At 59.4% G+C, this 18983-nt stretch carries 19 protein-coding genes; 10 read left to right on the forward strand and 9 right to left on the reverse strand.

Features of this window, described 5'->3' with window-relative positions; genetic code table 11:
- Positions 1-4: 4 nt before the first annotated feature.
- Both ACR3FB_RS14125 and ACR3FB_RS14130 read left to right on the forward strand, forming a co-directional pair.
- Positions 5-472 (forward strand): Lrp/AsnC family transcriptional regulator, encoded by a 468-nt coding sequence (locus ACR3FB_RS14125; RefSeq protein ID WP_480565869.1) that lies wholly within the window; start codon positions 5-7, stop codon positions 470-472.
- Between the two features lie 79 nt (positions 473-551).
- Positions 552-974: a tellurite resistance TerB family protein gene (locus tag ACR3FB_RS14130; RefSeq protein WP_170721088.1), complete on the forward strand. Its 423-nt coding sequence runs from the start codon at positions 552-554 to the stop codon at positions 972-974.
- A 2-nt stretch (positions 975-976) separates the two neighbouring features.
- Here the strand turns inward: ACR3FB_RS14130 and dacB are convergent, their stop codons facing one another.
- From dacB to ACR3FB_RS14145, 3 genes are all read right to left on the reverse strand, one after another.
- Positions 977-2455, reverse strand: coding sequence for a D-alanyl-D-alanine carboxypeptidase/D-alanyl-D-alanine endopeptidase (dacB, locus tag ACR3FB_RS14135; protein WP_480565870.1), 1479 nt, complete (start codon positions 2453-2455; stop codon positions 977-979).
- A gap of 66 nt (positions 2456-2521) precedes the next feature.
- Positions 2522-3142 carry a nicotinate-nucleotide adenylyltransferase gene (locus ACR3FB_RS14140; protein ID WP_480565871.1) on the reverse strand — a complete coding sequence of 207 codons (621 nt, stop codon included), beginning with the start codon at positions 3140-3142 and terminating at the stop codon, positions 2522-2524.
- Between the two features lie 32 nt (positions 3143-3174).
- Positions 3175-3645: an MOSC domain-containing protein gene (locus ACR3FB_RS14145; RefSeq protein ID WP_480565872.1), complete on the reverse strand. Its 471-nt coding sequence runs from the start codon at positions 3643-3645 to the stop codon at positions 3175-3177.
- Positions 3646-3782: 137 nt separating this feature from the next.
- Here ACR3FB_RS14145 and ettA point away from each other — a divergent pair, with 137 nt between their 5' ends.
- The 4 genes from ettA (at position 3783) to ACR3FB_RS14165 (ending at position 7672) form a co-directional block, all read left to right on the forward strand.
- Positions 3783-5450, forward strand: coding sequence for an energy-dependent translational throttle protein EttA (ettA, locus tag ACR3FB_RS14150; RefSeq protein ID WP_170678842.1), 1668 nt, complete (start codon positions 3783-3785; stop codon positions 5448-5450).
- 48 nt (positions 5451-5498) lie between these two features.
- Positions 5499-6278, forward strand: a complete 780-nt coding sequence (locus ACR3FB_RS14155; RefSeq protein ID WP_480565873.1) for a DUF4145 domain-containing protein — start codon at positions 5499-5501, stop codon at positions 6276-6278.
- A gap of 481 nt (positions 6279-6759) precedes the next feature.
- Positions 6760-6966 carry a cold-shock protein gene (locus ACR3FB_RS14160; RefSeq protein WP_170378838.1) on the forward strand — a complete coding sequence of 69 codons (207 nt, stop codon included), beginning with the start codon at positions 6760-6762 and terminating at the stop codon, positions 6964-6966.
- Positions 6967-7117: 151 nt separating this feature from the next.
- Positions 7118-7672, forward strand: a complete 555-nt coding sequence (locus tag ACR3FB_RS14165; RefSeq protein WP_480565874.1) for a L,D-transpeptidase — start codon at positions 7118-7120, stop codon at positions 7670-7672.
- A gap of 6 nt (positions 7673-7678) precedes the next feature.
- Here ACR3FB_RS14165 and ACR3FB_RS14170 read toward each other — a convergent pair whose 3' ends face one another.
- Positions 7679-8344: an arylesterase gene (locus ACR3FB_RS14170; RefSeq protein WP_480565875.1), complete on the reverse strand. Its 666-nt coding sequence runs from the start codon at positions 8342-8344 to the stop codon at positions 7679-7681.
- A 26-nt stretch (positions 8345-8370) separates the two neighbouring features.
- On the opposite strand from ACR3FB_RS14170, the gene ACR3FB_RS14175 reads away from it, so the two are divergent.
- Positions 8371-9066 carry an ATP-binding cassette domain-containing protein gene (locus ACR3FB_RS14175; protein ID WP_170490774.1) on the forward strand — a complete coding sequence of 232 codons (696 nt, stop codon included), beginning with the start codon at positions 8371-8373 and terminating at the stop codon, positions 9064-9066.
- Positions 9063-11588 carry an ABC transporter permease gene (locus ACR3FB_RS14180; protein WP_480565876.1) on the forward strand — a complete coding sequence of 842 codons (2526 nt, stop codon included), beginning with the start codon at positions 9063-9065 and terminating at the stop codon, positions 11586-11588. Before ACR3FB_RS14175 ends, ACR3FB_RS14180 begins: the two co-directional genes overlap by 4 nt.
- 4 nt (positions 11589-11592) lie before the next feature.
- Here ACR3FB_RS14180 and ACR3FB_RS14185 read toward each other — a convergent pair whose 3' ends face one another.
- Positions 11593-12039 carry an RrF2 family transcriptional regulator gene (locus ACR3FB_RS14185; RefSeq protein WP_480565877.1) on the reverse strand — a complete coding sequence of 149 codons (447 nt, stop codon included), beginning with the start codon at positions 12037-12039 and terminating at the stop codon, positions 11593-11595.
- Positions 12040-12134: 95 nt separating this feature from the next.
- On the opposite strand from ACR3FB_RS14185, the gene ACR3FB_RS14190 reads away from it, so the two are divergent.
- Positions 12135-12746, forward strand: a complete 612-nt coding sequence (locus tag ACR3FB_RS14190) for a gamma-glutamylcyclotransferase family protein (protein ID WP_170678834.1) — start codon at positions 12135-12137, stop codon at positions 12744-12746.
- Between the two features lie 10 nt (positions 12747-12756).
- Here ACR3FB_RS14190 and gltX read toward each other — a convergent pair whose 3' ends face one another.
- Positions 12757-14082: a glutamate--tRNA ligase gene (gene gltX, locus ACR3FB_RS14195; protein WP_480565878.1), complete on the reverse strand. Its 1326-nt coding sequence runs from the start codon at positions 14080-14082 to the stop codon at positions 12757-12759.
- 215 nt (positions 14083-14297) lie between these two features.
- Between gltX and ACR3FB_RS14200 the strand changes: the two genes are divergently transcribed.
- Positions 14298-15230, forward strand: coding sequence for an MBL fold metallo-hydrolase (locus ACR3FB_RS14200; RefSeq protein ID WP_425084260.1), 933 nt, complete (start codon positions 14298-14300; stop codon positions 15228-15230).
- A gap of 4 nt (positions 15231-15234) precedes the next feature.
- On the opposite strand, the gene ACR3FB_RS14205 is transcribed toward ACR3FB_RS14200, so the two are convergent.
- The 3 genes from ACR3FB_RS14205 to ACR3FB_RS14215 all read right to left on the reverse strand — a co-directional run bounded on the left by ACR3FB_RS14205 (position 15235) and on the right by ACR3FB_RS14215 (position 18929).
- Positions 15235-16566: an NAD(P)/FAD-dependent oxidoreductase gene (locus tag ACR3FB_RS14205; protein WP_480565879.1), complete on the reverse strand. Its 1332-nt coding sequence runs from the start codon at positions 16564-16566 to the stop codon at positions 15235-15237.
- Positions 16567-16726: 160 nt separating this feature from the next.
- A complete protein-coding gene (locus ACR3FB_RS14210) occupies positions 16727-16999 on the reverse strand; it encodes a hypothetical protein (RefSeq protein WP_480565880.1) in 273 nt (90 codons plus the stop codon).
- 271 nt (positions 17000-17270) lie between these two features.
- On the reverse strand, positions 17271-18929 hold the full coding sequence (locus ACR3FB_RS14215) for an NAD+ synthase (protein WP_480565881.1): 1659 nt from the start codon (positions 18927-18929) through the stop codon (positions 17271-17273).
- Between the last annotated feature and the right edge of the window lie 54 nt (positions 18930-18983).

Genomic DNA, 18983 nt, shown 5'->3' on the forward strand with positions numbered 1-18983 from the left:
AAAGTTGACACAAACATTTCAGCCCGCTGACCTCGCCATCCTGCAGCAGCTACAAACAGATGGCCGACTATCGATGCATGAGCTTGCAGACCGCACGGGCCTGTCGGCCTCGCAATGCTGGCGTCGGGTGCGGGATCTTGAGGCATCGGGCGTTGTATCCGGCTACACCGCGCAGGTTCGCGCCAAGTCTGTCGGGCTGAACGCCATTGCCTACATCCACGTCGCTTTGCAGAGCCATCAGGAAGACAGCATCAACGCGTTCCTCCGGCTGGTAGAGACGGAACCTCAGATCGTGGAATGCGCGTCGATTACCGGGGATCATGACTTCCTCCTCAAGGTCTATGCCAAATCGCCCGAAGATCTTGAGCTTTTCATCATGCAGCGCCTTTTGAAGTCAGGCCTGGTACGTGACACCCGTAGCAATTTCGTGTTGCGCCAAACCAAAACTCGGGGGCCATTGCCAATTCTCTGACCCTTGCCAGCAAAAGCCGTTGAACCTGCCCGCCAGCCCTCCTATCGTGCGACGGCAGCAAATGACTCAGGACGACCCAATGACCGATCAAGTACCACACCCGATGTCTCCGCAAGATTGCCTTGTGGCGATCATGGTCGCGATCTCGGCGTCGGATGAGACGATCCGCACCGCCGAACTGGTCAAGATCGAAGGCGCGGTGAATATGCTGCCTGTTTTTGCGGGCTATGACATCGACCGCACCCGCCGGGTTTCGCAAATCGTGTTCGACCTGTTCGAACAGGAAGATGGTTTGGACGCCCTCTTCGGCCTGATCCGTGACAACTTGCCCGAACGCTTGAACGAAACGGCCTATGCACTGGCCTGCGACGTTGCCGCCGCAGACGGTTCACTGGCCGAAACCGAGCTGCGTTTGTTGGAAGAAATCCGCTATGAGCTGAACATCGACCGCCTGCACGCAGCCGCGATCGAACGCGGTGCCCGCGCGCGCCACACGATTTAGGTTCAACTGCCGTAGAGAGACCCCCAGCGTTCAATCAACGCCCGCTGCAGCTTGCGCGACCGGCGGTTCCAACTACGGGCACCTTCGGGACGCTCGCGTTGTTCGCGCGGGATCGTGGCGCGGTGGTCCACATCTGCCGTAAAAATCGCAAAGGCCAGTTCAGACCCGTCAGCCGTGGTCAGAAACCCACCAAGACCCGAAACGAAGTTCAGCGTTCCGGTTTTTGCATTCACCTTGATGGGGTGATCCTTGACCGCCCGACCCTGACTATCAGTCAGCGTGAAAGGTTTGAGCAGCGGCCGCAGCGCCCCGGTTTTGCGCGCCGCAACAAGCGCCTTCACCAGATCACCCGGAGGCATGCGGGACGCATCACCAAGACCAGAGTGATCCACCATGGCGATTTGGTTGGCACCATAGGTCTCCGCCGCCCAGCGGTTCATCTCAGCCGCCGAGTCCGCCAGATCACTCGGCCTCACCCCGCGTGCTTTAGTAACCGCCATACCAACCATTTCTGCCGTCAGATTGGTCGAGTATTTCAGCATCCCGCGCAGGATGCTCTCTAACCGGTCACTCTGATGCACAACCAACGTAGTGCCCTGCGGGGTTTCCTGCGTGACTTGCACCCGACCCAGAACAATCCCGTTTGAGCGGGCAAGCGTACGAAACACATCGCCCGCATAAAGCGCAGGTTTTCGAACGGGTAACCAACGTGCGCCGCCGTTGCCCAGCGCGCCTTTGGCCACGGTCCAGCGGTCCTGACGTGCGCTGGGTTGATAGGTGTAGATCGGCAGGCTGCGCGGTTCCACCCGCATCACGGCCATATCGACATCCGGCCGGTACTTGGCGCTGCGCGCATCCATCGTGACTTTGTAGTTCGTCCCGGCCCGCTTCCATTCGAAATGAACGCGGTTGAAGTTCAAAGAAATTCCACTGATCGCCGGGCTATAGCCCAGATGATCCGGTTGCCCGGGGTCGATGCTGAACACATAGGGCAAGGCTCCATCATAGACCTTGAACGCCCCGCGCACCTCGGTCACCCCGGCCTCGCGCAGATTGGCTGCCATGCTTGCCAATGCATCCGTGTCCAGCAGAGGGTCCCCGCCACCGACAAGGATCAGATCGCCCTTTAGAATGCCATTCTCAATTGGTCCATCCGCCAGAAGCTTGGTCTCAAAGCGATGATCTGGACCCAGTACGTCTAACGCATAAAGCGCGGTCAGCGCCTTGCCCACACTGGCCGGAGGCAACCCGGCCTCACCCCCGAACTCCTCAAGCTGAGTGCCTGTCTCAACATCTGCCACAGCAAAGATCACATCGCCCCGCAGCCCGGCTGCGCGCACGAACCGCTCGGCCCCGGTCAGTTGAGGCCCTCGGGCCTGAGGCCGCAGGGACACCAAGGGGGCCTGCGCCACGGCAGCCGCAGGGATCGCAGCTGCGCTCAACCCTGCCAGAAACAAACGGCGTGAAATACGATCAACCATGGGTCAATTAAAATCCCAGAGATGAAATTTGGACAACCATTGCATGAGAATATGCAGGCAATGTGGCTATTCGGGCAACACTCCGTTTGCCCAGTTGCCGCGATTGCGAAGATCAGTTGAACTGAGATTGACCATCGGCACGTTCACGAAACACCATGCCGGAGCCTGAGCGCGCCCCAATAAATGCCGCGCCTGCCCGTCAATCCTGTATGGCGCATAAACCCGTGCCGCTGGCGACATCCGCGCGGAAATCCGATCCCCCGGTCGCGCCACAACGCCCACGGGGACGCGGTCCATAATCTGCCGCCAGTCCTTCCACCGATGAAACTGCGCCAGATTATCGGCCCCCATGATCCAGACGAACCGAACCTGAGGGTAAAGCCGTTGGAGGACCGCCAGAGTATCCGCAGTCGCCCGCGTGCCCGTCAGCGCCTCGATGTCCGTCACCTCCACCCGAGGGTGCTGCATCACCGCCCGCGCGGCCTCTAACCGACGCGGCAAAGGCGCAGGCCCGTGCTGTTTCAGAGGGTTACCCGGAGAAACCAGCCACCACACACGATCCAAACCGAAAGCCTTCATCGCCTCAAGCGAAACATGCACGTGACCTTGATGCGGAGGATCAAAGGACCCTCCGAACAGCCCAATGACCTGTCCGGGTCGAGCATATGGTATCTGGCTGCGCAACATCCCTTGCTGATGTTCAGAACTGAAGCAGCTTGTCAATCAATCGGTTGCACCGTATCGCCCACCCGAACGCGTCCAAGGCGCAACACTTCGGCACACCACCCGCCATGCCCACGCACGGCGGAATAGCCGCCTTTTACCAGCGCTTGCTCCATCCGACTGCAGGGCGCACAGATCACAGTAAAACGCAGAACCGCCTCACCCACCTGCACCTCTCGGCCTTTAAGCGCGGAGAGGTTAATCCCCGAAACCACCAGATTGCGCCGCAATATCTCTGGCGCAATCGGCCCATGTCCAAGATACGAGCCAATCGTCGCCAAATGCTCCTGCTGGATCAACGTCACCGCCCGCTTGCCCGTGCGACTGCGATCTCCATCCAAACCATCAGCGGAAATCATAGCGTCGCCTAAAGTGACGATCTTCGCCCGTCGGGCTGGACGCAAACCAATCCAATCGACCCGACCGGGCTTTGCCCACCCGTCAATCAATTCCGCAAGTTCTGACATCTCACACGCCTCTCAAACCGAAGCCACTCTAGCCGCCCAAGGTCTCAGCAAAAATCACGAAACCACCAGCTTGCCCCGCCCGCCCCGCTTGGATATCAAGCGTTTCAACCTGATTTCCCCGACCCAGAGGACGCGACATGGCCGCCTATCAATATGTCTACCACATGCAGGGTGTCTCCAAGACCTATCCTGGTGGCAAGAAGTGCTTTGAAAACATCCACCTGAGCTTTCTGCCCGGCGTGAAAATCGGTGTCGTCGGCGTCAACGGCGCGGGTAAATCGACACTGATGAAGATCATGGCCGGCCTTGATACGGATTTCACCGGTGAGGCATGGGCGGCTGAAGGCGCCAAGGTGGGCTATCTGCCACAGGAACCGCAGCTGGATGAATCCCTGACCGTCCGCGAAAATGTCATGCTGGGCGTGTCCGCGAAAAAGGCCAAGGTCGACCGCTTCAACGAGATCGCCATGGAGATCGCTGAGAATTACTCGGACGAGTTGATGGAAGAGATGACCACCCTCCAGGACGCGATCGACGCGGAAAACCTGTGGGACCTCGACAGCCAGATCGACGTCTCGATGGAGGCGCTGCGCTGCCCGCCGGACGATGCCAACATCGCCAACCTCTCGGGGGGTGAGAAACGCCGCGTGGCGCTGTGCAAGCTGCTGCTGGAAGCACCCGACATGCTTCTGCTCGACGAACCGACCAACCACCTGGACGCCGAGACCATCGCCTGGCTGCAACAGCACCTGATCGACTACAAGGGCACCATCCTGATCGTCACCCACGACCGTTATTTCCTGGATGACATCACTGGCTGGATCCTCGAACTCGACCGCGGCCGTGGCATTCCGTACGAGGGCAACTACTCCGCATGGCTGGAACAAAAGGCCAAACGGCTGGAGCAGGAAGCCCGCGAGGACAAGTCCAAGCAGAAGACCCTGCAACGCGAGTTGGAATGGATGCGTCAGGGCCAGAAGGCCCGCCAGGCCAAATCCAAGGCCCGGATCAACGCCTACAACGAGTTGGCCGAACAGTCCGAACGCGAAAAGCTGACCCGCGCCCAGATCGTAATACCCAACGGCCAGCGCCTTGGTGGCAAGGTGATCGAGGTCGAGGGCCTGTCGAAACACATGGGCGACAAGCAACTGATCGAAGGGCTGGACTTCGCCCTGCCCCCCGGCGGCATCGTCGGCGTCATCGGCCCCAACGGTGCCGGTAAATCGACCCTGTTCAAGATGCTCACCGGTCAGGAACAGCCCGACAGTGGCACCATCACGCTGGGCGACACGGTCGAACTGTCTTATGTCGACCAGTCCCGCGACGACCTTAAGGATGGCGATACCGTGTGGGAGGCAATCACCGGCGGCGCCGAGATCATCCAGCTGGGCGACGCGCAGGTCAATTCCCGCGCCTATTGCTCGTCCTTCAACTTCAAGGGCGGCGACCAGCAGAAAAAGGTCTCGCTGCTGTCAGGTGGTGAGCGCAACCGCGTCCACATGGCCCGCCTGCTGAAAGAGGGCGGTAACGTCCTGCTGCTCGACGAACCGACCAACGACCTCGACGTCGAAACCCTACGCGCACTGGAAGACGCGCTGGTCGACTTCGCCGGCTGCGCCGTCGTCATCTCCCACGACCGCTTCTTCCTCGACCGGATTTGCACGCACATCTTGGCGTTCGAAGGTGACGCGCACGTGGAATGGTTCGAGGGCAACTTCGAGGACTACGAAGAGGACAAAAAGCGCCGTCTGGGACCGGATGCGCTGGAGCCCAAGCGGTTGAAGCATAAGAAGTTTGCGAGGTAGCTGATCTACCTAGAAATTAGGTCCATCACATTCCAAACGAGAGTACAAATGTCATTCAATTGGACCTGTCCTTACTGTAGCCAAACTCAAACTGTGACACGCGAACGCATCTCCTCCGATCGTTTTCATTTCCTCGTTGGCGAAACTGCTTGGGGCTTCTTCGGGTTAGAGGGACAAGCCATTTGCTGCTCAAACCCTGATTGTCTTAAAGTGACTGTGGACGTTAGCTTATTACCTGCGGAAAAATATTCACAGTATGGTGTCAACGCACTAGATGGACGGTTTTTTTCGTCTGAAGCCGACCCAATGCTTCACGAAAGACTTATACCGCGCAATTCCGCTAAGCCCCAACCTGATTTCATTCCGATTGCGTTACGCCCAGACTATATCGAAGCTTGCGAAATTCGGGACCTAAGCCCGAAAGCTTCCGCGACTCTTGCAAGACGATGCTTGCAAGGAATGATCCGTGATTTTTGCGAGATTAGGAAAGGTCGTCTAGTCGACGAGATCAATGAACTTCAAAAAAGAGTTGAAGCCGAAAAGGCTCCCAAGGGTGTATCGGCGGAAAGTGTAGAAGCTATTGATCATGTTAGGAAAATTGGCAACATAGGCGCTCATATGGAAAAAGACATCAATACTATAATTGATGTTGATCCACAAGAAGCACAGATTCTCATTGAGTTGATCGAAAGTCTTTTTGATGAATGGTATGTAGAAAGAGAGCGAAGAAAAAAGCGCTTCGAAAAGCTTGGTGAAATAGCCGCCAAAAAAGAAGCGCAGAAGCAAATAGCACAGGAAAAACCCATACAAATCAAGGGTCCCGAATAGGCGCAGCAGGTAGCAAGCGTAGGATGGGGTTTCACCCCATCACTCACTCAACGACCCTACCCGAACACACGCACGATCTGTTCCCGCGCACCAAACAATATGCTATGCAAACTCCGACCTCTCAAATGATGGGGTGAAACCCCATCCTACGGCTCTCCGAACGCGCCCTCGGTGACCATACCGCTCCACTCCGGATCAACCCTGCCCGCGCGAATATCGCGATGGAGAGACGAATGCGGTGGAGCCAAAGGTGAAATTTCGTCGGCGGATTCACGTTCAAATCACCCGTTACGCCCTGAATTCACAGCGCATCCTGTTCAATCCACTCTTGCCACACCCGCACCCCAATGCCATATCCAAAGGGCTAACGTTTTTCTATTTCGACCCACTGTCTCCTTCTACGGCGCTCAGTCATTCGATCCAGACCGACGACGCCAGGCTGCCGCATCCACGTGGGCAGCACTAAACAGGAGACACGGATATGCCTGCAGGCACCGTAAAATGGTTCAACACCACCAAAGGCTACGGCTTTATCGCACCCGAAGATGGCGGCAAAGACATCTTCGTTCACATCTCGGCTGTCGAGCGTTCGGGCCTGACCGGTCTGGCCGACAACCAGAAAGTCACCTATGAGCTGCGCTCGGGTCGTGACGGTCGCGAAAGCGCAGACAATATCGAACTGGCATAAGTCACTCAGACGGGCGGGGGTAAACCCCGCCCTTTTTTGTGGCCGAAAGGCCTCATATCACAATTTCGTAATATCTGCCCCATAATTGACCAATTAAGATATCATTCTGGAATTCGAGTGATGATTTTTCAGGTCAATTCAAGAGGCGCACATGTTTACACGTCGTGTTTTTCTGGCCGGAACGGCCCTGAGCCTTCTCCCCGGTATTGCCGTTGCCAAGAAGGCTGCCGAGTATGATCCCACACCGCAATTTGTCCGGATCAAAAAGCAGTTTCAGCCGGGGCAACTGCTGGTCGTGCCGCGATCATTCTACCTGTACTACGTGACCGAACCGCGCAAGGCGGTCCGCTATGGCTGTGGTGTCGGCAGAGCCGGGTTGGAGTTCACCGGCACTGCGACCATCGACGTGAAGAAGGAATGGCCCACCTGGCGTCCCACGCAAGAGATGATCGAGCGGGATCCGGTGGCCTATGCCCGTTTCAAGGATAACGACTATGTTCAGCCCGGCGGGGGCGACAATCCGTTGGGCGCGCGCGCACTCTATCTATTCCAGAACGGGGTAGACACCTATTTCCGTATCCACGGCACAACGCAGCCACAGACGATCGGGCGGGCCGCGTCGAACGGATGTATCCGGATGATGAACGAACACGTGGTAGATCTCTACAACCGTGTGCCGATCGGAACGGTCGTCACAGTGGTTTGACGGCCCCTAGCCCTGTTCACCCGACATCTTGACCAGTTCCAGCACGGATGGGCCAAGCGCCTCAACAATCCGCACGACGCCTTGGGCATTCGGGTGAATCCTATCAGGCTGCATGTATTGGCTGACTGCGTTCGGATCACCACTCGAGGCGAGACCGTCAAAGAAACTCTCGGCGTAGAGGACATCAAACTGTTCAGCCAAATCCGGGTAGATCGTGTCGAACGCCTGTTTGTAGTCCGGACCATAGTTGCCGGGGGCCTGCATGCCGATCAGCAAAACGTCGACATCGCTTGTTTCAGCCGCGCTCAGGATTGCGGTCAAGTTGGCGCGCGACAGATCGGGATCGAGACCGCGCAGCAAGTCGTTGCCACCCAGCGCAACGATCATCGCGTCCACATCCGGCGTCAAAGTCCACTCGACCCGCGCCGCGCCGCCCGCCGTTGTATCCCCCGAGACACCTGCGTTGATCAAACGAACCTCGGCCCCGTTCGCCTGCAGCCAGCGTTCCAGCTGTGGGACAAACCCATCCTGTTCGACCAGCCCATAGCCTTGGGTCAGCGAGTCCCCCAGCGCTGCAATTACGACAGGCTCGGCTGTTGCCGTATAGCCCCAACTGACAAACAGCCCTGAAACCAGAACCTTGCGAAGAGCTGCAAACGCTCCATATCCCAATAGACTGCCCTCCCATGGAAAGACCGATGACTTCAGCTGTTCTTACGCTCCAAAATGCCTCTTTGTCTCTGGATGGCAATGCCGGGCGGGTCGATATTCTGCATGAAATCTCTCTGTCCGTATTGAAGGGTGAGAGTTTGGGGTTGATCGGGCCATCCGGGTCGGGCAAATCTTCGCTGCTGATGCTGATGGGCGGGTTGGAGCAAGCGACCGGCGGTCGCGTCTCGGCTTTGGGTCAGGATCTAACGACAATGGATGAGGATACGCTGGCCCGCTTTCGGCGCGACACGATGGGTATTGTGTTCCAGAATTTCCACCTGATCCCCACCATGACGGCACTGGAAAACGTTGCCACCCCACTGGAGCTGGCCGGCCACAAGGACGCATTCACCCGCGCGGAGGCAGAACTCGACACCGTCGGCCTGTCCCATCGGCGCGACCATTATCCGGCGCAATTGTCCGGGGGTGAGCAGCAGCGTGTTGCCCTGGCCCGCGCCTCGGCCCCGCGACCCCAGATCCTTCTGGCTGATGAGCCGACAGGCAATCTGGATGAAACCAACGGTGCCGCAATCGTCGATCTACTGTTCGGTCTGCGGGACAAGCACGGCGCGACCTTGGTGTTGGTTACGCACAGCCCATCACTGGCGGCGCGCTGCGACCGCGTTGTGCGCCTGCGCGACGGCCGCATCTCGGATGAGACCAAGCAAGAGGCAGCGGAATGAGCCTGCGACTGGCCGGACGGCTGGCACGTCGTGAACTGCGCGGAGGCCTCCGCGGCTTCCGTATCTTCCTCGCCTGTCTCGCCCTTGGGGTTGCCGCCATCGCTGCGGTCGGCACGGTCCGCTCGGCCATCCAGACAGGGTTGACGCAGGAAGGGGCCGCCTTGCTGGGCGGAGACGCGCAGCTTGAGTTCACCTATCGCTTTGCCAGCGACGAAGAACGGCGCTGGATGGACGAGACAGCACAACTGGTATCCGAGGTTGTCGATTTCCGGTCTATGGCTGTCGCCGCGCAAGACATCGGAACCGAGCGGGCCCTGACACAAGTCAAAGCGGTGGATGGCACTTACCCTTTGGTGGGGGCCGTTACTCTGGCCCCGGAGATGCCGCTGGACGACGCTTTTACGGGCGCAGACGGCCTGCCTGGTGCCGTCATGGCCCCCGCTTTGATCGACCGGATGGGGCTGGCGGTCGGCGATCACTTCGCCTTGGGCACACAGGAGTTTGTCCTGATGGCGGCCCTGCGTCATGAGCCGGACGGTGCGGGCGGATTCGCCCTTGGGCCAAGAACACTGGTCCGAACCGAGGACTTGCAGGCCTCCGGCCTATTGGCCCCTGGCACGCTGTTTTCGACCAAATACCGCCTTAACCTGCCCAGAGGTACTGATCTTGCAGACCTCTCTCAGCAAGCCAAGGAGGCCTTCGATGGCACCGGCATGCGCTGGACCGATGCCCGCAACGGGGCACCGGGTATCACTGAATTCGTCAACCGCCTCAGCGCGTTTCTGGTTCTGGTCGGCCTTTCGGGGCTGGCAGTCGGAGGCATTGGCGTATCCGCAGCCGTCCGCGCGTACCTTTCGCAGAAGACCGAAACCATCGCCACCTTGCGCACCTTGGGGGCCGACCGCGCGACGATCTTCCAGACCTATATGATCCAAATCGGGCTGTTGTCGGGCATCGGAATAGCAATCGGCGTCACATTGGGCGGGGTTCTGCCGCTGGCTTTGGCCCCAATGATCGAAAGCCTGCTGCCGATCCCGGCGGTTTTCGCCCTCTACCCGCAAGCCTTGGCCGAGGCTGCGACCTACGGGATTTTGACCGCTTTCCTGTTTACCCTGTGGCCACTGGCCCGAACTGAGGAAGTGCGCGCCGCCACCCTGTTCCGCGATGCGCTGACGACGGCCCGCGCCCTCCCTCGACCCATCTATGTCATGGCCACCGGTTTCGGGCTGGTTCTGCTGATTGCAATCGCCGCGTGGTTCAGCGGCTCGGCCCGACTGACGCTCTGGACCAGTACTGGCTTGGTGGGCGCGCTCATCCTTCTGTCCCTGTCGGCCATCGCGATCGGCCGCATCGCCCGCGCGGGCAAACCCGCCGCGCGTGGCCGCCCTGCCCTGCGATGGGCGCTCTCGGCCATTTCCGACCCGCGGGAGGGTGCGGCATCGGTGGTCCTGTCCCTCGGTCTCGGCCTGTCTGTTCTGGCCGCTGTTGGACAGATTGATGGAACCTTGCGCAACGCGATCTCAGGCAACTTGCCTGACGTCGCGCCGTCCTATTTCTTTGTCGACATCCAAGAAGACCAGATGCCAGGGTTCACCGAGCGTCTCGAAACCGACCCATCCGTCAGCCGCATCGAAAGCGCACCGATGCTGCGCGGCATCATCACCCAGATCAACGGACGCCCCGCGCGCGACGTTGCTGGGGACCATTGGGTACTGGAAGGCGACCGAGGTATCACTTATTCGACCCGCCCGCCCGAAAACGCCCGCGTCACAGCAGGCGATTGGTGGGCCGAAGACTATTCTGGCGAGCCCCAGGTCAGCTTCGCCGCTGAAGAGGCCGCTGAGATGGGCCTGACCCTTGGGGATGAAATGACGGTCAACATCTTGGGCCGAGATATCACAGCGCGCCTGACGTCATTGCGCGAGGTCGACTTTTCAACGGCAGGCATGGGCTTCATAATGTCGATGAACCCCTCGGCGCTGGCCGGTGCACCACACAGTTTCATCGCCACCGTTTATGCCGAGGAACAGGCCGAAACCGCGATCCTGCGCGATCTGGCCAACCAGTACCCCAATATCACCGCGATCCGGGTGCGGGACGCGATTGACCGGGTGTCGGGCCTGCTGGCCGGGTTGGCGGCGGCAACCTCCTACGGGGCAGGTGTCTCGCTTTTGACCGGGTTTCTGGTCCTGATCGGCGCAGCCGCTGCCGGAGAGCCTGCGCGACGCTACGAAGCTGCGGTGCTGAAAACACTCGGGGCGAACCGGCAGCGCATCCTGCAAAGCTTTGCTCTGCGTGCTGTCTTGCTGGGAGCAGCCGCTGGGGGAGTCGCCCTTCTGGTCGGAATTCTGGGGGGCTGGGCCGTCGCCACCTATATCTTCGACACCGGCTATACGGTTATCTGGCCTTCAGCCGTTGGCATCGTATTGGCCGGAATGGTCGTGACACTGGGTGCAGGGCTTGCATTCGCTCTACGTCCGCTATCGGTAAGACCAGCCCGCATCCTGCGCGCCAGCGATTGACCCCTTAGCGCACGCAGGCGACGGGTTGCAGGATTTTCAACAAAGGATCGTTGTCGCAAACCAAAGCATCCAGCGTGATATCGTCCAACGAGGCATAAAACACCTCAGCCGCGTCCTTCAGCGCCAGTTTCAATCGGCATGCATCGGTCAGCGGGCAGGTGTTGTCGGCATCCGCAAAACACTCGGCAATTGGCAATGCGCCTTCCACATCTCGGAACACCGCCCCAACCCGGATCTCATCAGCCGAGCGCGCCAGCGACATGCCCCCGTTGCGGCCCCGTTGGGTGCTCAGATAGTTCAGTTGGCTCAACTGGTTGATCACCTGTGCCAGATGGTTTTCGGAAATGTTGCAGACCTCGGCGATCTCGGCCTTGGTCACCAGCCTGTCGGGATGTGCCGCGCAATACATCAACAGGCGCACGGCAATATTCGTCCGTTTGGTAATCCGCATAAGGGCCTCCCTAAATCAATGATGTGATCTTATTGCATGTCCGGCAAAAAAGCGGTTTGACATACATCAATCGACCCAAAGGACATCTCGCGCTGATGGCAGACCCCTATTTCTTTGGCTATGGCAGCCTCGTAAACTTGGCCACACATGACTTTCCCGATCCTCGGCCTGCAAAGCTCAAAGGTTGGCGGCGGGCATGGAAGCACACCGACTTGCGCTCGGTCGCGTTCCTGACGGCGGTACCTGATCCTGATTCCGAGATCGAAGGTATGATTGCCCACGTACCTAAAAACGACTGGGCCGCGCTGGATGAGCGTGAGTGGGCCTATGACCGCATCCCCGCCACGCCGTCAGTCACGCATTCGCTTAAGCAGGATGTTGAAATCGCTGTTTATGCAGTGCCGCAGGACCGACACAATGCGCCGACAGATCATCATCCGCTACTGCTGAGCTACATCGACGTCGTTGTGCAAGGATATCTGCGTGTTTTTGGGCCGGACGGGGTCGACCGGTTCTTCGCAACAACGGATGGCTGGGACGCACCTGTCGTGAATGACAGGGCCGAGCCAAGATACCCGCGCCACCAACAGCTCAAACCTGACGAGACAGACTTTGTTGACGATCGCTTGCGCCGGGCGTCGGTGCGGGTCATCCAACCGCACCAACAAAAAGAAGCAGACGAACTGCCTGCCTCTTTCAAGTTCTAAGGCCCGGCAATCAGCCTCGCGCGCGGATCACTTGCAACAGCGGCAAGAGTGCAGCCATCTCAGGCCCGCGCTCCATCCCGGTCAGCGCCTTGCGCAGCGGCATGAACAGGCCCTTGCCTTTGCGGCCCGTGGCCTCTTTGACGGCCTTGGTCCAAGTGCCCCAGGTGTCGCCATCGAAGGGGCCTTCTGGCAATAGCGCAATTGCCTCAGCGATAAAGTCACGATCCTCATCGGCGATCAGAGGTTCGGCCCCATCCCGGCACAGCTCCCACCATCCCTTGAGGTCAGCCAGAGTGGTGATGTTCTCGCGCGCCATGGCCCAGAACGGCTCAGCCAGTTCAGCAGGAACGCCCGCCTCGGCAACGGCGTCTGCAACATCCCCCAGCGGCAGCGATTGCAGGTGCTTCGCAGTCAGCGGGAACAGGTCCTGCACATCAAACTTGGTCGGAGCCGCGCCAAAACGGTTGATGTCGAACCCGTCGATCAACTCGGCCATCTCGGACCGCAGCTCAACCGGATCAGACGATCCTAAACGCGCCATCAGGCTCAGCAGCGCCATCGGCTGCACGCCCTGTTCGCGCAGATCACGCAGGGCCAGTGTGCCCAGACGTTTCGACAGCGCCTCGCCCTGAGGGCCGGTCAACAGAGAATGGTGGGCAAAGCGCGGGCAAGTGCCACCCAGCGCCTCGATGATCTGAATCTGCGTTGCGGTGTTGGTGACGTGGTCCGAGCCACGCACCACATCTGTCACGCCCATCTCGGTATCGTCCACGACAGACGCAATCGTGTAGAGAACCTGCCCATCGCCCCGGATCAGGACAGGATCGGAAACCGAGGCCGCATCAATCGAGATATCACCCAGGATGCCGTCATTCCACTCGATCCGCTCGTGATCCAGTTTGAACCGCCAGACGCCATTGCCACGCTCGGCGCGCAGCGCGTCTTTCTCGGCCTCGCTCAGGTTCAGCGCGGCTCGGTCATAGACCGGCGGCTTGCCCATGTTCAGCTGCTTCTTGCGCTTGAGATCCAGCTCGGTCGGTGTCTCGAACGCCTCATAGAACCGGCCCATTTCTCGGAGCTTGTCAGCGGCTTCGGCGTAGCGGTCCAAACGTTCGGACTGACGCTCAACCCGATCCCAATGCAGGCCCAGCCACTCAAGATCCTGTTTGATCGCGTCGACATATTCTTCTTTCGAGCGCTCAGGATCGGTATCGTCGATGCGCAGGATGAAGGTGCCGCCTGCCTTGCGGGCGATCAGGTAGTTCATCAGAGCGGTGCGCAGGTTGCCCACATGGATGTAACCGGTGGGCGACGGGGCGAAACGGGTGGTTGTCATGGGTGTCTCCTGTTGGCGCGGCTCTTGTCACAAAGGCGCGTTTTTGTCCAGCAGGCGTTTCGGACTACCCAAGCTCCTCAGCCCCCCAGATCGCAAGATGAACAAATATTAACACGCAATGTTCATCCACGCAGACTAAGTACCGGTGTATAAAGTGGCACGCGACCCGCAGCGAACTACCTTTTTCGCTGGCGTTCTGACAGGGAGACTAAGAAATGGCCATCAATTTAACACGCAGAGCGGCCTTGGGCGCCGCAGCAGCCCTTCCATTTGCATCCGCAGCGACCCCACTTTTGGCGGCCGGAGCCGAGACAAAGGCGAACTCGACTATCGCAAGATCATTCCAGCTGGGCGACTTCACGGTCACGACCCTGCTTGATGGCAGCCTGCCGCGCGACGGCGCGCAGGAAATCTTTGGTGGCGGCGCCTCGGATGAGGAATTCGCCAAAGTTTCAGCCGAAAACTTCATCTCGCCCGACGTGGCACAATTCTTTTTCACGCCGACTCTGGTAAATACAGGCTCGGAGCTGATCTTGTTCGATACCGGACTTGGTCAGGGCGGCATTCAGGCCGCTTTGGCAGATGCAGGTGTCACGCCCGATCAGATTGACGTGGTTGTGCTGACCCACATGCATCCAGACCATATCGGCGGCATGACCGCCGATGATGCGCCGACATTCGCAAATGCGCGCTATGTCACTGCTGCACCGGAATATGATTTCTGGTCCGCTCAAGAAGCCGGGAACCGGGTCGGCGATCTGGTTGCTGCCAAGGTCACCCCCCTGGCAGAGAAGATGACCTTTATTGAGGATGGCGGCGACGTGGCCTCGGGCGTGACGGCGATGGCGACCTTTGGGCATACCCCCGGTCACATGGTCTATCACCTGGAAAGCAACGGCCAGCGTCTTATTCTGACTGCGGACCTTGCCAATCACTATGTCTGGTCCTTTGCGCACCCCGAATGGGAAGTTCGGTTCGACATGGACAAAGCTGCGGCAACGGAATCACGCCGCAAGATTTTGGGCCTGCTGGCCGCCGACAAGGTGCCGATGATCGGCTATCACATGCCCTTCCCGGGCGCTGGCTATGTCGAGACCCGAGGCGACGGCTTCCGCTTTGTACCCGTCAGCTATCAAATGATGGGCTAAGCCCTCAATACCCCGGGTCCGGCCGGACCTTTGAGCCATCGGTGAAACGAGAAAGGCGAAATGCGGCCGGATCCACACAGGGCGTTCTGTGCATTACCAGATCTGCCATCAACAGGCCCGCACCGGGGCCGATGCCGAAGCCGTGGCCAGAAAACCCGGTGGCAATGAACAGGCCCGGCAGATCATCGACAGACGACATCACCGGGATCGCGTCGGGTGTCACGTCAATCATCCCCGCCCAGCTTTGGACGATCTCGGCCTGCTGCAGCGCCGGGTAACTCTTGCGCGCATTCGCCCATGCGCTGCGGATGACCTTTTGCGACGGCTCCGGATCCAGCACGCGGCAATGTTCGAACGGAGTCACATCGGTGGGCAGCCAGCGCCGATCCTCGCGCGCCTCGGTCGTCCATCGGCCTGACAGGCGAAAGCGCAGCGATCTCCATTCCTGCGCGAAGGCTGGCAGGAACTTGAGGGCCAGCCGGAAACTGTCGGGCACGATATCCACCGTGTTTTCATGGCCCGAAGCGATGGTATAGCCGCCATCCGCCCGCTTTCGGATTGCAAACCCATCCGACCACAACGCGACCTCGGGCCCCTCGGCCACGGGCGACACGCGCATGACCGTGTTCAACACCTTCAGTTGAGGCAGGTCGATCCCGGCATTTCCCGCAAACAGGCGCGACCACGCCCCTCCGGCCAAAACCACCCGGTCACACGCCACGCGGCCCCGTTCGGTGAACACTCCGGCAATGCGACCCGCTCGCATATCGACGCTACGTACGGCGCAACTGGTCATGACGATCGCCCCGCGATCACGCGCCGCCTCGGCGATGGCGGGGGCGGCCCATTGCGGCTCGGCCCGACCGTCTTGCGGCATATAAAGACCGCTTGAGATATCCGACTGCGCCCCGGGCATAAGCTCGGCCAGTTCGGCCCCGGCGACGATCCGTGCGCCGGTGTCCAACCCGTCGACATGGCGCATCCAACGTTCAAGATTGCGCGCATCCCGCTGGCCTGAAGCTCCGAACAAAATCCCAGACTGCGTATAGCCGGTCTGACGCCCGATCCGGTCATCCATCCCACGCCAAAGGCGCAGCGATTCTTGCATCAGAGGGATCTCCCTCGGGTCGCGCATCCCAAGACGCACCCATCCCCAATTGCGAGAGCTCTGCTCGCCCGCGATCTGACCCTTTTCGCATAGCAGGACAGAAACGCCCCGCTCGGCCAGTTCCAAGGCTGTGGATACACCAATGATACCGCCGCCAATCACGACGACATCGGTTTGTTTCGGCAATGAAAGATCGGAATCGAAGACAGTAGGCTTGGGACCGGGCATCAAAAGCTCATGGACAATCGCATGGACCGCCATGGAGACCGACCACTGCGCCACTGGCAACCTGTTTTTGAGGTTCACAACAGGATTGTGCAGACCTGTGGCGCGCACGTCAAAGGTGCCGCGAAATACGCAGCACCTTCTACGACTTTAGCCCAGCGATTTACGCCGCGCCTGACAGCTCAGCCCATTTCTGACGCAGATTGGCCGAGAAGCCGGTCGCCTCGGGCTTTGACCCGGTTCGGACCTCTTCCTGAGGGACAAGATCAGGGAATTCAGGCCGCTTCATCGGCGCGACATTCTGTTGACCCGCTTCTTCCCTCAGCATGTCCGCAATGGCTGCATCAAGCTTCGCCTCATCCAATTCCTGAGGAGGCGACTCCATAGTATTCAGCGCCCACGGCGCGTGAAGCGATTTATCATATTGCTCATTCATCGTAACACCACACTGTTCACTCAGACATCCCACCCGGATGTGGCGTCGTCAGGCTAAAAACAATTTGCCATGACCCTGCGCCCCTCGCAGCAATACGTCACACCCGCCTCACATGAGACAATATCCAAGCATAAATGTGGCGGAAAAATGTCACAAAAACAAGGACAGCCTGCGGATCACCCCGGAAAATGAACGGGGCACGCGCTCTATCGGAAACAATGCAAGAGCTCAGGGCAACACTAAACCACAAACGGGAAACAATGCGCCTTATTTACCCCTGATCACGCCAACAATTCACGATCGGATAGCGACGATCCAACCAGAAGGCCCGGCTGGTCAGGCGCGTGCCGGGGGCGGATTGGAACCGTTTATACTCGCTGATGTAAATCAGATGCTCGACCCGTTTAGCATCGGCCTCATCGAAACCGGCCGAAACACAATCAGCGATTGAGCCATCCTGATCGACCAGGATTTCCAAGATGCCATCCAGAACCGGATAGTCCGGAAGGCTGTCGCTGTCCTTCTGATCTTCACGCAGCTCGGCGCTTGGGGGTTTGTCGATGACCGACGGTCGGATGACCTCGCCTTCAGGCCCCCTCATCCAGTCGCGATGATTGGCGTTGCGCCAGCGGCAGGTCTCGAACACGCGGGTTTTGTAGAGGTCTTTGATCGGGTTGTAGCCCCCGTTCATGTCGCCATAGATGGTGGCATAGCCCACGGCGACCTCGGATTTGTTGCCGGTGGTCAAAAGCATCTCTCCAAACTTGTTCGAGATCGCCATCAGCAACACACCGCGCAGGCGCGATTGGATGTTCTCTTCGGTCAGATCGGCATCGCGACCGGCGAACAGAGGGGCCAGAGTTTCGGTCACCGCAGCACGACTGTCCGAGATCGGCACGTAGTCATAGTGAACGCCCAGCGCCTTGGCGACCGCTTCGGCATCGTCCAACGAGGCCTGGCTGGTGTATTCCGACGGCAGCATCACGCAGCGCACATTGTCAGCGCCAATCGCGTCAACGGCAATGGCCGCAACCAGGGCTGAATCGACCCCGCCTGACAGCCCGAGAACCGCATTTTTGAAACCGGTCTTACCCATGTAGTCTCGCAAGGATTGGACCATCGCGCGGTAGTCCTGCTCCCACACATCCGGTTGGGGGACGATCTCGGCCGGGACGATGCGCCAGCCGTCATCGCCACGCTCAAGGTCCACGTGGCGTATCGCTTCGTCGAATACGGGCATGCGGAATGCAAGCTCACCACCCGGATTCAGGCCGAAGGTTGCCCCGTCAAAGACCTGATCATCCTGCCCGCCAACCATGTTCAGATAGATCAGCGGCAGGCCGGTCTCGACCACGCGGGCCACCATGTGGTTCAGGCGCACATCGTATTTATCACGAAAATAGGGCGAGCCGTTGGGGATCAGTAGAAACTCGGCCCCGGTTTCCTCCAGCGTCTCAGCCACGTCCGGGTGCCAGCCATCTTCGCAGATTGGGCTACCGATGCGGAAATTGCCCACCGAGTACGGCCCACCCAGCGGGCCGGAATCATACAGACGCACCTCATCAAAGACCGTTTCGTTCGGCAGATGGTGTTTCAGGGACTTGCTGGTGATTCGCCCGCCATTCAGAATCACATAAGCGTTGTAGAGGCGCCCGTCCTCGACCCACGGCCCACCGATGGCAATGGCGGGACCCTCGGCACAGTCCACGGCCAATGCCTCAATCGCGGCCATTGCAGCGCGGTGAAACACGGGCTTCATCACAAGGTCCTGCGTGTTGTAGCCGGTGATGAACATCTCAGGGAAGGCCACCATGTCAGCCCCGGCCTCGCGGGCCTCGTGCCACGCTGCGCGCGCTTTGGCAGCATTGCCGGGAATATCCCCCACGGTGGGGTTAAGCTGCGCCAGAGTGATGCGGAAACGGTCGGCCATGCTGCCCTCTTGCCTTCGTCAGTCCATTTGCATTTAGCAGATCACCGCGCGAGT

The organism is Ruegeria sp. AO1 (genome assembly GCF_056535985.1).